This is a genomic window from Pseudomonas sp. F-14 TE3623 (genome assembly GCF_053629015.1).
The window spans coordinates 3,637,474-3,650,434 of record NZ_JBRJHM010000001.1 but is presented as its reverse complement, the minus strand read 5'-3'; the positions used below and the strand labels follow the sequence as shown (position 1 = coordinate 3,650,434).

Below are 12,961 nucleotides of genomic sequence, written 5' to 3'. Positions count from 1 at the left end.
CCAATGTGGAGCTGCCGAAGGCTGCGATCCTTTCTGCCCTGACACGGTCAACCCTGGCTTTTGAGATGGAACTCGGCGTCCAGATGAATGGCCTGTAAAAAAGCGCTGTCGTGAGAGACCACGATCAATGCCCCTTGGTACTGATTGAGCATCTGCTCCAGCGCAATTTTACTCGGCAAGTCCAAATGGTTGTCCGGTTCGTCCAGCAATAGCAATTGCGGTGGTCGCTGTGCATATAACTGCGCAGCCAGTGCTATTTTCAGGCGTTCGCCGCCGCTCAACCGACAGGTCTTGAGCATCGCACGATCCGCATCAATGCCCATCTGCGCCAACCGGGTTCGCGCCTCAGCTTCGGGCAACTCCGGATTACTCTCGTAGAGCCATTGCACCGCGGTGCGTTCGGGGTACTGTAATCCGGCGTGTTGATCCAGCCAGCCAACATGGCAACTGCGGATGAGTTCGCCTTCGCGCACCGGCAGTTGGCCGGCGATCACTCGCAGCAGGGTCGACTTGCCGCTGCCGTTCGCTCCCAGGATTGCCATGCGCATAGGCCCGGTCAGCGTCAGATTGACCGGCGCCGCGTAACCGAACGGGAGAATGACGTCGTTGAGCTGCACAATCAGCTTGCCATTGGGCACTACGCTTTCCGGAGACAACATCATGCGTTGAATGTCCGGAGCGCACCGCGCACGGGCCTCGGCGATACGTTGTTGTTGCTGCTCCCGGGCCACCTGTTGATTGAGGCGCAATTTTCCCTGACTGTTTTCACTACGCTCTTTCTGGGCGTTGGTAATCAGCTTGGTCTGATTGCCGTCACGGGCCTGACGGTCGCCGCGGGCATTACGCCGTTGCTGACGCTCCATCTGCACGGCCATCTCACGTTGCTCGCGCTTGGCCTGCGCCCGCTCCCCTTGCAACGCCGACTGGAACGACTGCTGTTCTTGCTCGCGTGCCGCCGCATACTGACTGTAGTTGCCGCCATAAACCGCCAGCCCCAAGGGTGAAAGCTCGACAATTTCGTTCACGTGCTCCAGAAGGCCCCGGTCGTGGCTGATCAACACCAGGCCGTTGGGCCAGCGAGCGATCTGCTGCGCAAGTTTGTGTTGCTGATCAATATCCAGGTGGTTGCTGGGCTCATCCAGAATGAGCCAGTCTGCCCTGGATAACCACGCCCCCAGCAGCGCCACCCGTTGCCGTTCGCCACCACTGAGGGCGTCGGTGCGCGCGTCGGCATTCAAATGACCCAGACCGATCTGCTCCAGCTCCGCCTCAAGACGTGTCGCGCAATCCCACTGATCAACCGCCAGCGAATGGTCGTCATCGTCGACGCTGCCTTGGGCAATGCGATCCAGCGCCGTCAGAATATGGTCGACCCCGGCCAGCGCGGCAACGCTGGGATAGCGCTCGGGTTCCAGTAACTGCGCCACGGCGTAAACCCGACCTTCGCGACGGACGATTCCGGTAGTGGGCAGCTGTTTCCCCGTCAGAAGCCGGCCAAGCAAGGACTTGCCACAACCATTGGCACCCACGATACCGGTGGCCCTGGCGCTGAAGGTGTGGTTCAAGTCATCTAACAGAACGCGCCCGTCGGGCAGGTTGAATGACACATGATCAAGTTGAAGTAACCGTTGGGTCATGACGTCTCCTTAAATATTTAAAACTCCCTGGTGTTGCGCAACAGCGTTCGCCTCGTCACTTCGGCCCGCCATCTACCATACTGAGGCCCCATCCAATCGATAGGCAATCTTTCAGGGTATTCAGCATCCCCGGTCTTTTGCCAGTAAACTCTCCTCCCTTTAGTCGCTGTCATTTTCCTCGCGACCATCACCTTATTTCCTACGGAGTACGCCTTGCGTCTGTTTCACACCTCCGACTGGCACCTTGGGCAGAACCTGCACGGCCAGGAACGCGATTTCGAGCACGGTTGCTTCCTCGAATGGCTGCTGCGTCAGCTGAAACTTGACCAGCCCGATGTACTGCTGATCGCCGGCGATATCTTTGACACGGTCAACCCGCCGGTCAAAGCCCAGGAACGTCTCTACGATTTCATCGTCAGCGCCCATGAACAGCAGCCCTTGCTGACCATCGTGATGATCGCCGGCAACCATGACTCCGGCTCGCGGATCGAACTGCCCGCGCCGTTGATGCGGCGATTGCGCACTCACGCCCTCGGTCGCGTGCTGTGGCTCGATGACGGTCAACTGGATGCCGAGCGCCTGTTGTTGCCGTTGCCTGATGCCAGCGGCGAAGTTGCCGCCTGGTGCCTGGCGCTGCCGTTCCTGCGCCCCGCCGAAGTGACCGGCGCGCATTTAGGCGATAACTACTTGCGCGGCATCGGCCAAGTCCATGAATGGCTGATCGAAGCGGCTAACATCAAGCGCAAACCAGGCCAGGCGCTGATCGCCATCAGCCATGCGCACATGGCCGGCGGTTCGGTTTCGGAAGATTCCGAACGCAGCCTGATCATTGGCAACGCCGAAGCCCTGCCCGCCAGCCTGTTCGGGCCGAGCATCAGCTACGTCGCTCTCGGGCATTTGCACAAGCCGCAGAAGGTCAATGGTGAAGAGCGGATTCGCTATTGCGGCTCGCCGATTCCGTTGTCGTTCTCCGAGATCAATTACCAGCATCAGATCCTCGACATTCAGCTCGATGGCGAAACATTGGTCAGCGTCGAACCGCGTCTGATTCCGCGTTCCGTCCACTTGCAACGACTCGGCTCCGCGCCGTTGGCGGAGATCCTGCTGCAACTGGCCGATCTGCCCAACATCGACCTGCTCGCCGATATCCAGCGTCAGCCGTGGCTGGAAGTGCGGGTCCGTCTCGACGAACCGCAACCGGACCTGCGCCATCAAGTGGAAACGGCGTTGCAAGGCAAAGCCGTGCGGCTGGTGCGGATTGCCGCCGAATACGCCGGCAATGGCAGCCGCGACGGCATCGATGACGGCACAACCTTGATCGAACTGGATCAGCTTTCGCCCCAGGAACTGTTCAGCCGCGCGTGGCAGGACAACTACGGCAGCGAGGTCGACGAGCAAACGCTCAAGGACTTCGCCGAGCTGTTGCAAGACGTGCAGATGGAGAGCGAACAGCCATGAAGATTCTCGCGATCCGCCTGAAAAACCTCGCCTCCCTGGCCGGGCCGTTTGAAATCGACTTCACCGCGGAGCCCTTGGCCAGTGCCGGTCTATTCGCGATCACCGGGCCGACCGGTGCCGGCAAAAGCACGCTGCTCGACGCCCTGTGCCTGGCGCTGTTTGGCGCCGTACCGCGCCTGAACAACACCGGCCGCGACGCCAAGGTCCCGGATGCCGATGGCGAAATCGGCACCGGCGACCCACGCACCCTGCTGCGTCGTGGCACCGGTGAAGGTTATGCGGAAGTGGATTTCGTCGGCATCGACGGTCGTCGCTATCGCGCGCGCTGGGAGGCCAATCGCGCCCGGGAAAAGGCCGGCGGCAAGCTGCAAGCCAGTCGCCAGAGCCTGCGCGACATCGATCAGGATCAACTGCTGGCCAGTCAGAAAGGCGAATACAAAGCTCAGCTTGAAGCCGCGCTGGGCCTGAACTTCGAACAGTTCACCCGCGCCGTCATGCTGGCTCAGAGCGAGTTCAGCGCCTTCCTCAAGGCGGACGACAACGACCGCAGCGAACTGCTGGAAAAGCTCACCGATACGGCGCTCTACACCCGCCTCGGTCGTCGGGCTTTCGACAAGACCAAAGAAGCTCGCGAAGCCCATAAGTTGCTGCAGGATCAGGCCACCGGAGTTACGCCGCTGTCGCCGGAAGCCCGGGCCGAACTCGATGAGCGTTTCAACGACGCTCAGCAGCAACTCAAGACCCAACAGGCGCAGCTCAAACAGTTGGAGTTGCAACACACCTGGCTCAAGGACCTGCGCCAGTTGCAGGACGCGCAACAGAGCACCGCCGAGCAACTGCACTCCGCCCAGCAACACTGGAACAGCCTGGCCGGCGAGCGCTTGAAGCTGACCCGTCTGGAACAATTGGCGCCGCAACGGCATCAGTTTGCACGCAAGACCGAACTCACCGCCCAGCTCACCCCGCTGGCGGCGCAGATTCAGCAACACACGCAACAGCAAAGCGAGCTGACCGAGCGACAGACTCAACTTGAACAGAGCCTGAGCACTGCCCAAACGGCGCTGACCCACGCGCAAAGCCAACACACCTCCAGCGCGCCACTGCTGCGCCAGGCCTTCGAAGAGCAAAGCACCCTCGCCCGCCTGGTCAAGGATGCCAGCCTCAGTGCCGACCTCAAGCAGCAGGCGGAACAAGCCTGCACTCAGGGTCAGGGCACGATTCAGGGTTTGCTCGACCAACAGAAACAGGTCGCCGAACGGTTGCAGCGGATTGCCGGTGAGCTTGAGCAAAGCACTCATCTGGCGCCGTTGAGCGATGCCTGGAACGCCTACCGCGATCGTCTGCAACAACTGATGCTGATCGGTAATCGCCTGAACAAGGGCCAGGCCGAACTGGCCGCTCTGGAGCAAAGCGCCGCCCGCGCTGCCGAGGAACTGGCCACCCAGCGCCAGAGTCTTGAGGTGCTGTACAAAGAGGCCGGCGCCGAACCTGAAGCGGTGGCTGAGCAGATTCAGATTCTCGGCAGCCTGCTGCAGGACAACCGCAAGCAACTGCGGGCCTTTGAAGAGCTGACACGACTGTGGGCCAGCCAGCAGGAACTGGACAAACGCGGTGCCGAGCTTCAGCAGCGGCAACTCGCCGCTCAGCAAGACCGCGATCGTCTGACCCAGGACGGCGTGAAGACCAAGGCCGAACTGAGCGTCGCCGAACAGACCCTGACCGTCACCCGCGAACTGCTTGAGCGTCAGCGCCTGGCGCGCAGTGCCAGCGTCGAAGAACTGCGCGCGCAGTTGCAGGACGATCAGCCGTGCCCGGTTTGTGGCAGCCCGGACCATCCTTATCATCAGCCCGAAGCTCTGCTGCAAAGCCTCGGCCGCCATGATGAAAGCGAACAGGCCAACGCCCAGAAAGCCGTCGACCTGCTCAAGGAAAAACTCACCGATCTGCGCGCTGAAGTCGGCGGTTTGATTGCTCAGCAAAAGGAATTGCTGCAACAGCAAGAACAGCTCGCGGCTCAGCAACAAGGCCTGACGCCAAGCCTGGAAGCGCACCCACTGTCCGCGCAACTGTTGGTCCAGGACGCCAGCAAACGCGATGCCTGGCTAACGCAACAAAGCAGCCAGTTGAACCAGAGCATCACGCAGGACGAACAACGGCAAACCGCCCTGCTCACCCTGCAACAGGATGCCGCACGTCTTGCACAGCAACTGCGCAGCGCCGAAGCGGCGAACCAACAGGCAACACAACACCTGCTCAACCAGCAACGCGAGTTGAGCAGCGATAGTAAACGCCTGGACGATGAACTGGCGGCGTTCAGCACCCTGCTCCCGGCCGACACGCTCGAGTCCTTGCGCAATGAACCCGCCGCGACCTTCATACAGCTCGACCGGCAGATCGCCCAGCGCCTGCAACAACTTGACCAGCAGCGCGAAGAACTCGGCGAACAGCAACAACGCCAGCAGACGCTGGAGAAAGAACAGTACCAACAGCAGACCCGCACCCAGCAGTTGGACGCCGCGCAACAACAGTTCACGGCGTTGGCCGGGCAGCAACAGGCTTGCCAGGAAAAACTGACGCAACTGCTGGGCGAACATGCCAGCGCCGAACAGTGGCAGCAGCAACTGGATCAGGCCGTCGAGCAAGCGCGCACTGCCGAAGCGACGGCCAATCAGCAATTGCAAACCGTGCGCACGCGGTTGGTGCAACTGGCCGCTGAACTCAAAGCGCAGCAGGAACGTTCGCAGGCCCTGGAAACTGAAGATCGCGAGCTGAGCGGCAGGATCGCCGACTGGCGCGCGCAGCATCCAGAGCTGGACGACGGTGGACTGGAAGATCTGTTGAGCGTCGACGACCAACACGTCAGCGAACTACGTCAACGCTTGCAGCAGAGCGAAAAAGCCATCGAGCAAGCCAAGGTGCTTTTGCAGGAGCGCGATCAACGCTTGCTCGATCATCAGGCGCAGCACAACGGCAATCTCGATGCCGAACAACTGGCCTCGACGCTCGCCGAGCTGCAAAACCTGTTCGCCGCCAGCGAACATCGCTGCGCCGAATTGCGCGCCGAACAGGCCGAGGATCAGCGTCGACAGAATGCCAATCAGGCCCTGGCGCAGCAGATCGCCGACGCCTACACCGAGTATCAGCGCTGGGCGCGGCTTAATGCATTGATCGGTTCGGCCACCGGCGACACCTTCCGCAAAATCGCCCAGGCCTACAATCTCGATTTGCTGGTGCATCACGCCAACGTCCAGTTGCGGCAACTGGTGCGGCGCTATCGTTTGAAACGTGGCGGCAGCATGCTCGGGTTATTGGTGATGGACACCGAGATGGGCGATGAACTGCGCTCGGTGCATTCGCTGTCCGGCGGCGAGACGTTCCTGGTGTCGCTGGCCCTGGCGCTCGGTTTGGCGTCAATGGCTTCGAGCACGCTGAAAATCGAATCGTTGTTCATCGACGAAGGCTTCGGCAGTCTCGATCCAGAATCCCTGCAACTGGCCATGGACGCCCTCGACGGTCTGCAAGCGCAGGGACGCAAGGTCGCGGTAATTTCCCACGTGCAGGAAATGCATGAACGGATTCCGGTACAGATTCAGGTCCACCGCCAAGGCAACGGCCTGAGTACGCTGGAGGTGAAATGAATACGCTGTATTCGTTCCGCCGCTGCCCCTACGCCATGCGAGCACGCATGGCGCTGCACAATTCGGGGGTTGCGGTGCAGATCGTCGAGGTCAGCCTCAAGGCCAAACCTGCCGAAATGCTCACGCTGTCGAGCAAAGGCACGGTGCCTGTGCTGAGTGTGGATGGGCGGGTGATCGATGAAAGCCTGGAAATCATGCACTGGGCATTGGCGCAGAACGATCCGCAGGACTGGTTGCTCAAGGATGATCACCAAGGACAGGAACACAGCGCCGCGTTGATTGAAGAGAACGATCAAGTGTTCAAGGTGCACCTGAATCGCTACAAGTACGCCGAGCGTTATCCCGAGCAGCCGATGGAGTTTTACCGGTCAGAGGGCGAGGTGTTCTTGCGCAAGCTGGATACATTACTGGAGGGGCGCGACTATCTGTTGGCCGAGCACCCGAGCCTGGCGGATATCGCCCTGATGCCGTTCGTGCGGCAATTCGCCCACGTGGATCGCGAGTGGTTCGGGCAGACGCCTTATGTGCGGTTACAGGCATGGTTGCAGCGCTTCATCGAGTCAGATCTGTTCACATCAATCATGAAGAAATAACCGAGCCCCCTACGGCGATTCATGCCAATACCGAGCACATCCCCAACGCCGAGCAATCAACCTGGAACGGCCCGAAGAATCCGCCATTGGGTTTGATCGGCGGATTGCCCACCAGCAACCCCAAGGCCTTGGCCATCTGAATGTTGTGGGCGATGTTGTGGTTGCATTCGATGGCCCGCGCCACCGACCCCGCCGAGCCCTGCCCGATCCCCAACAAAGAAGCTCCATTGGTCATGAACGCCAGGAAGGCGATGACCCAGAGTTTGCGTCCTTTCATGCCCCCACCACTCCCGCGACGTCAACGTGATCGACCGTTACGTTTTGCGCGCGGTGTTCAAATTGAATGGCGGGATAAGCGACCTGGATCGGTGCTTGATGGCTTTGTTGCGATTGAGTCGAAAGGCTGACGACCAACACCATGGCCACGTAAAGACCGATGGCCAGGTAGGCGCCGTATTTGGCAGAAGTGATGATTGCGCTGGCCATGGTGTTCTCCGTGGGCATGTTTCAGTGCCCACAGAATCGATCAAAAAACAGAAGATAACTAGCGACCTTTATACATAGTAGCTATCAGTTTTATTGATCATGAACCCAGCGTGTTTCAGTCCTCGATAAAGCTCATCAAGCGCTCGCGGGCCGCATCCGGCTCGTTGGGAACGGGCTCGGCGGCCGACAGAATCGGGGTGGAATAGAGAAACAGGAGAACCACTGCCAGACGCATCGCCATGCTGTCGATCCTTTTAGGGAAGGAGTCAAAAAATCAGCGTCAAATCTAAACTAATGGCTATGTGATATCAATCAATACATTGATAGCAATATGATACTGTCGTAAACGCGTTATGCAGGAGCGACATCACTTCGGCGCTTTTCGATACTTACAACTCGATCGGCAAGTGACTTCGCTCCTGCATAAAAGGTGCAGGGCTTTATATTTCAGTGTTGGGTTTTGTGATCCAGCGCGGCGTAGAAGTTGGCGCTCTGTTGCAGGTATTTCTGGGTATAGCTTTGGGCGTGGGATTTTTTGTCGCTGATTTCAACGTTGGCGCTGGCAGGCAGTGCAACAGTGGCGGAGATAGCGGAAGCGGCGATGACAGAGAAGAGATTGAAGTTCATGGCGGTATTCCTCGATTCAGTTGGCTTGCTTGCCCGGTGGGGCCGTGAAGCAAACTTAACTCCCAAGGGTCGGCGCCTTGAAATGCTTTGTAGCATTAGCCGATATCAGTCTCATTAATAGAAGGTTGCAGGCCCCATCAACCGGGGCCTGCGGTCTATTGACGCACCAGGAACTTGAGATCGCTCGGGGCATCCATCGGCAGTTTCTGCACGGTTTTACCCAACAGACCGGTCTTGGCATCGCGCTCGACGACGACAATCTGGTTGCTCTTCTGGTTGGCAATCAGCACGAACTTGCCACTCGGATCGAGGCTGAACTCGCGCGGGTGATCACCGTCCACGGAGCGACGCTGAAGCTCCTTGAGGCGCCCGGTCGCCGGGTCGATGGCGAACACCAGCAACTGATTGGCGGTGCCACGGTTGCTGACATAAAGGAACTTGCCATCGGCCGAGGCGTGAAGCGCAGCCGCAGCCTTGCCCGATGTCGGCAGGCCCGCCGCCAGATCGACCAACTGCGTTTGCTCAAGCTTGCCATCGCGGTATTCGAACACCGCGACCTGCGCGCTCATTTCCATGGTCAGCCAGGCGTGCTTGCCATCGGCGCTGAACAGCAAGTGTCGCGGCCCGCTACCGGGTGGCAACTGGACGGACGCAGGTTTGGCGGCGGTCAATGGCAGCTCCGGGTTGGCCTTGGGATCGAAGCGATAGACAAAGATCTTGTCCGCCCCCAGGTCGTTGGAAAACACGTATTGGCCATCCGGGGATGAAATCACCGAATGCACATGCGCCGACTTCTGTCGCTCGGGGTTGACCCGGCTGGCCTGATGACTGCTCATCTGCACCACCGGTTTGAGTGTGCCATCGGTGCCCACCGGCAACACCGCCAAGGTGCCGCCCGGGTCTTCAGCCACCGAGTAGTTGCTGACAAACACGTGACTGGCGTCGCCGCTGACGCTCGAGTGCGTCGGCTCGTTGCCCAGGGTTTGCGCCTGACTGATCAGGCTCAATTCATGGGTCTTTGGATCAATCGCATAACTGCTGACACGCCCTACCGGATCGGCCTGCCCCGGGCCGTTTTCGTTGACCGCGAACAGGCGCTGTTGGTCCTTGGACACGGCGAGCCAGGACGGGTTGGCGCTCTTCACCACTTGCAGGGGTTTGGCGTCGATCTGCCCGGTACGGCTGTCGAAGCTCAGGCGATAAATCCCCTGGCTCTGGCCGGCGGTGTAGGAGCCCACCAGCAACTCGTAACTGTCGGCCGGTGCCGCCTGCACGCCCATCGCACCGACGCTGCCGGCCATCAACAGTGGCCAGAAGTTACGCATCCTCATTCGTTTCGTCCTCGTCGTCACCACCGCCGAATGCTTCCATGGGCACCAACCGGTGCTCGCCGGAATCGCCGGTAATGATCCAGCTCTTCAAGTCGGGATCAAACGTTGCCGCCGCGATCTGCGCCACGCTGAACTCCCAGCGCTTGAGCGCCCGACCGTCCATGCATTCGATGTGCAGGTTATCGTCTTCATCGAGGGAGAAGTCGAACGCGTGCAGGCCGTCGATCTCCAGCATGTCGCAGTGTTCGAGGGCGTTGATCAAGGTGTCGTTTACGGCAGTCATGGCAGTCAATCTTTGAATGGGAAAGAGGCAATGATAGCTCAATGTGGAAGCGGACTCGTGTCGGTCACAACACTCGCACACGACACCGAACACATGTGGGAGCGAGCCTGCTCGCGAAGACGGTGGCACATCTAACATCGCAGTGACTGTCAGATTGCTATCGCGAGCAGGCTCGCTCCCACAGGGATGGTGATCAGCCGTTAGAGCGCGTCGCGCGATGACTTGCCATCGACCAGGCGCTGGATGCGCAGCGGATTGCCATTTTTCAGCACTTCCGGCAGCAGGCTGTCGGGGTAGTTCTGGAAGCACACCGGGCGCAGGAAACGGTCGATGGCCAGGGTGCCCACCGAGGTGCCGCGCGCATCGGATGTCGCCGGGTACGGCCCGCCATGGACCATTGAGTCGCAGACTTCCACGCCAGTCGGATAGCCATTGAGCAGAATCCGCCCGACCTTCTGCTCCAGCAACGCCGTCAGCTCGCCGAACTGTTCGAAGTCCGTTGGCTCACCGATGATCGTTGCCGTCAGCTGCCCATGCAGGCCGTTCAACGCGGCACTGAGTTGCGCCTGATCCGCCACTTCGACGAACACCGTGGTCGGGCCGAACACTTCCTCTTGCAGCACTTCATCGCCATCGAGCAACAGGCTCACCTCTGCCTTGAACAATTGCGGCTGCGCCTGATTGCCTTGTTGCGGGTTGCCGGCCAAATGCTCAATTTTCGGATGCGCAAGGAGCTTCTGCAGGCCTTTGCCATAGCTGCTCAACGTACCGGCATTGAGCATGGTTTGCGCCGGTTGATCGCCAATCAGCCCCGCCACCTGCTGCACGAACGCACTGAACTGCGGCGAACGAATGCCGATCACTAACCCCGGATTGGTACAGAACTGACCACAACCCTGCACCACCGAAGCCGTGAGGTCACGGGCAACGCTTTCAGCGCGAGTTTCCAACGCTTGAGGCAACACGATCACCGGGTTGATGCTCGACATCTCGGCAAACACCGGAATCGGCTGCGCACGTGCCGCGGCCATGTCGCACAGCGCACGACCACCCTTCAGTGAGCCGGTAAAACCGACCGCCTGAATCGCCGGGTGCTTGACCAGCGCTTCACCCACCCCGCCGCCGTAAATCATGTTGAACACACCGGCCGGCATCGACGTTGTCTCGGCGGCGCGGATCACCGCGTCGGCCACCCACTCGGCGGTTGCCATGTGGCCACTGTGGGCTTTGAACACTACCGGGCAACCGGCGGCCAATGCCGAAGCGGTGTCGCCGCCCGCCGTGGAAAACGCCAACGGAAAGTTACTCGCGCCAAACACAGCGACCGGCCCGAGGCCGATGCGGTACTGACGCAGATCCGGACGCGGCAATGGCGTACGTTCAGGCAGCGCGCGATCAATCCGCGCCCCATAGAAATCACCGCGACGAAGGACCTTGGCGAACAGACGCATCTGGCCGCTGGTGCGACCACGCTCACCTTGAATACGGCCCGCCGGCAACGCGGTTTCGCGGCAGACCACGGCGACAAAGTCATCGCCCAGCGCGTCCAGCTCATCGGCTATCGCATCGAGGAATTGCGCACGACGTTCAGCGCTCAGGCTGCGATAGGCCGGGTAAGCAGCGGCGGCAGCCTTCGCGGCGGCGTCGACTTCTTCAAGGGTGGCCTGATAGAAATCGTGAGGCAAAGCCTCGCCAGTGCTGGCGTCGACGCTCTGGAGTTTGACGGTGCCGGTAGCGCTGCGCTGACCGCCAATGTAGTTGTGACCAAAAATCCGGGTCATGGGTGTCTCCTTAAAGTGTGCCGACGGTGCCGGGTTCGAATGCCGCTTCAACGGGTTCAATGCCGTTGATCAAGGGCGCGCCGAACTCGGCCTGACTGATCTCGAACACATCACCCGGTTGGGTGCGGATGCCGTCAGCGAAAGACAGGGTCGCGGTGCCGAAGAAGTGAATGTGCACGTCACCGGGGCGCAGGAACTGGCTGTATTTGAAATGGTGGTACTCGAGGTTTTCCAGGCTGTGGCACATGTTCGCTTCGCCGCTGAGGAACTCGTTCTGCCACAGCACTTCACCATCGCGCAGGATGCGGCTGGTACCGGCCAGATGCTGGGGCAATTCGCCGACCCGAAGCTCCGGGCCATAGCTGCAACTGCGCAATTTCGAATGGGCCAAATAAAGGTAATTCTTGCGCTCCATCACATGATCGGAGAACTCGTTGCCCACCGCGAAACCGAGGCGATACGGTTTGCCGTCGTGGCCAATCACATAGAGACCGCTGAGTTCAGGCTCCTCCCCGGCATCTTCGGCAAACGGCGGCAGCGGGAACGGCTTGCCCGGTCGCACGACGATACTGCCATCGCCCTTGTAGAACCACTCCGGTTGCACGCCGGCCTGGCCAGTCGCGGGTTTACCGCCCTCCACGCCCCACTTGAAGATGCGCATGGTGTCGGTCATCGCGGTTTCGTCACCGACCTGCTGATGCATTTTGTCCCGGGCCGAAGCGCTGCCCAAATGGGTCAGGCCGGTGCCGCTGACCAGCATGTGCGCCGGGTCCGGGTGATCCAGCGGCGGGAGGATTTGCAGATTGGCCACCAGCGTTGAATAGTCGTGGCTGATGCCCAACCCCAGGGTTTGAACCTGTTGCTCAAGATTGCCCCCCGCCTCGATCGCCGCCAGCGCCAGATCCCGCACCGAGCGCGCATCCTGCACCTCGCGCACCAGGCCGTCCTCGACCACGCCGACACGGCGTTCGCCGTTACTCAATTCGAACTGAACTAAACGCATGATTTTCTCCTGTTGACGCAAAACTTCAAAACAACGCAGGACCCATGTGGGAGCGGGCTTGCTCGCGAAGAGGCCATCACATTCAACATCACTGGTGACTGACACGACGCCTTCGCGAGCAAGC

The 12,961-nt window shown here is 60.2% G+C and carries 12 protein-coding genes; 3 read left to right on the top strand and 9 right to left on the bottom strand.

Annotation, left to right across the window (positions count from 1 at the left end; translation table 11 throughout):
* Positions 1–47: 47 nt before the first annotated feature.
* Positions 48–1,637: an ABC-F family ATP-binding cassette domain-containing protein gene (locus AB7M29_RS17080; protein ID WP_454247360.1), complete on the bottom strand. Its 1,590-nt coding sequence runs from the start codon at positions 1,635–1,637 to the stop codon at positions 48–50.
* 213 nt (positions 1,638–1,850) lie between these two features.
* Here AB7M29_RS17080 and AB7M29_RS17075 point away from each other — a divergent pair, with 213 nt between their 5' ends.
* Genes AB7M29_RS17075 through AB7M29_RS17065 form a run of 3 tightly spaced genes read left to right on the top strand, consistent with a single transcriptional unit; the run spans position 1,851 to position 7,326 of the window.
* Complete coding sequence (locus AB7M29_RS17075) at positions 1,851–3,095, top strand: exonuclease SbcCD subunit D C-terminal domain-containing protein (RefSeq protein ID WP_454247359.1); 1,245 nt, start codon at positions 1,851–1,853, stop codon at positions 3,093–3,095.
* Positions 3,092–6,733, top strand: a complete 3,642-nt coding sequence (locus AB7M29_RS17070; protein WP_454247358.1) for an AAA family ATPase — start codon at positions 3,092–3,094, stop codon at positions 6,731–6,733. Before AB7M29_RS17075 ends, AB7M29_RS17070 begins: the two co-directional genes overlap by 4 nt.
* Entirely contained in the window at positions 6,730–7,326 is a 597-nt protein-coding gene (locus AB7M29_RS17065; RefSeq protein ID WP_454247357.1) for a glutathione S-transferase, read from the top strand. The genes AB7M29_RS17070 and AB7M29_RS17065 overlap by 4 nt, the downstream gene beginning before the upstream one ends.
* Positions 7,327–7,345: 19 nt before the next feature.
* Here AB7M29_RS17065 and AB7M29_RS17060 read toward each other — a convergent pair whose 3' ends face one another.
* The 8 genes from AB7M29_RS17060 to araD1 form a co-directional block, all read right to left on the bottom strand.
* Positions 7,346–7,603: a hypothetical protein gene (locus AB7M29_RS17060; protein WP_217854719.1), complete on the bottom strand. Its 258-nt coding sequence runs from the start codon at positions 7,601–7,603 to the stop codon at positions 7,346–7,348.
* Positions 7,600–7,812: a hypothetical protein gene (locus AB7M29_RS17055; protein WP_048394513.1), complete on the bottom strand. Its 213-nt coding sequence runs from the start codon at positions 7,810–7,812 to the stop codon at positions 7,600–7,602. The genes AB7M29_RS17060 and AB7M29_RS17055 overlap by 4 nt, the downstream gene beginning before the upstream one ends.
* 115 nt (positions 7,813–7,927) lie before the next feature.
* Positions 7,928–8,053 (bottom strand): hypothetical protein, encoded by a 126-nt coding sequence (locus AB7M29_RS17050; protein WP_264082243.1) that lies wholly within the window; start codon positions 8,051–8,053, stop codon positions 7,928–7,930.
* Positions 8,054–8,259: 206 nt separating this feature from the next.
* Positions 8,260–8,439: a hypothetical protein gene (locus AB7M29_RS17045; protein WP_007901164.1), complete on the bottom strand. Its 180-nt coding sequence runs from the start codon at positions 8,437–8,439 to the stop codon at positions 8,260–8,262.
* A 155-nt stretch (positions 8,440–8,594) separates the two neighbouring features.
* Complete coding sequence (locus tag AB7M29_RS17040; protein ID WP_454248721.1) at positions 8,595–9,764, bottom strand: lactonase family protein; 1,170 nt, start codon at positions 9,762–9,764, stop codon at positions 8,595–8,597.
* Positions 9,757–10,053 carry a DUF5629 family protein gene (locus AB7M29_RS17035; protein WP_038984082.1) on the bottom strand — a complete coding sequence of 99 codons (297 nt, stop codon included), beginning with the start codon at positions 10,051–10,053 and terminating at the stop codon, positions 9,757–9,759. The genes AB7M29_RS17040 and AB7M29_RS17035 overlap by 8 nt, the downstream gene beginning before the upstream one ends.
* Before the next feature lie 200 nt (positions 10,054–10,253).
* Complete coding sequence (locus AB7M29_RS17030; protein ID WP_454247356.1) at positions 10,254–11,834, bottom strand: aldehyde dehydrogenase (NADP(+)); 1,581 nt, start codon at positions 11,832–11,834, stop codon at positions 10,254–10,256.
* 10 nt (positions 11,835–11,844) lie between these two features.
* A complete protein-coding gene (gene araD1, locus AB7M29_RS17025) occupies positions 11,845–12,837 on the bottom strand; it encodes an AraD1 family protein (RefSeq protein ID WP_454247355.1) in 993 nt (330 codons plus the stop codon).
* Between the last annotated feature and the right edge of the window lie 124 nt (positions 12,838–12,961).

Coding starts and splice junctions, on each gene's coding strand:
- AB7M29_RS17045 (WP_007901164.1), bottom strand. CDS start 8,439: ATGAACTTCAATCTCTTCTCTGTCATCGCCGCTTCCGCTATCTCCGCC.
- AB7M29_RS17040 (WP_454248721.1), bottom strand. CDS start 9,764: ATGCGTAACTTCTGGCCACTGTTGATGGCCGGCAGCGTCGGTGCGATG.
- AB7M29_RS17050 (WP_264082243.1), bottom strand. CDS start 8,053: ATGGCGATGCGTCTGGCAGTGGTTCTCCTGTTTCTCTATTCCACCCCG.
- AB7M29_RS17080 (WP_454247360.1), bottom strand. CDS start 1,637: ATGACCCAACGGTTACTTCAACTTGATCATGTGTCATTCAACCTGCCC.
- AB7M29_RS17055 (WP_048394513.1), bottom strand. CDS start 7,812: ATGGCCAGCGCAATCATCACTTCTGCCAAATACGGCGCCTACCTGGCC.
- AB7M29_RS17060 (WP_217854719.1), bottom strand. CDS start 7,603: ATGAAAGGACGCAAACTCTGGGTCATCGCCTTCCTGGCGTTCATGACC.
- araD1 (WP_454247355.1), bottom strand. CDS start 12,837: ATGCGTTTAGTTCAGTTCGAATTGAGTAACGGCGAACGCCGTGTCGGC.
- AB7M29_RS17035 (WP_038984082.1), bottom strand. CDS start 10,053: ATGACTGCCGTAAACGACACCTTGATCAACGCCCTCGAACACTGCGAC.
- AB7M29_RS17030 (WP_454247356.1), bottom strand. CDS start 11,834: ATGACCCGGATTTTTGGTCACAACTACATTGGCGGTCAGCGCAGCGCT.
- AB7M29_RS17065 (WP_454247357.1), top strand. CDS start 6,730: ATGAATACGCTGTATTCGTTCCGCCGCTGCCCCTACGCCATGCGAGCA.
- AB7M29_RS17070 (WP_454247358.1), top strand. CDS start 3,092: ATGAAGATTCTCGCGATCCGCCTGAAAAACCTCGCCTCCCTGGCCGGG.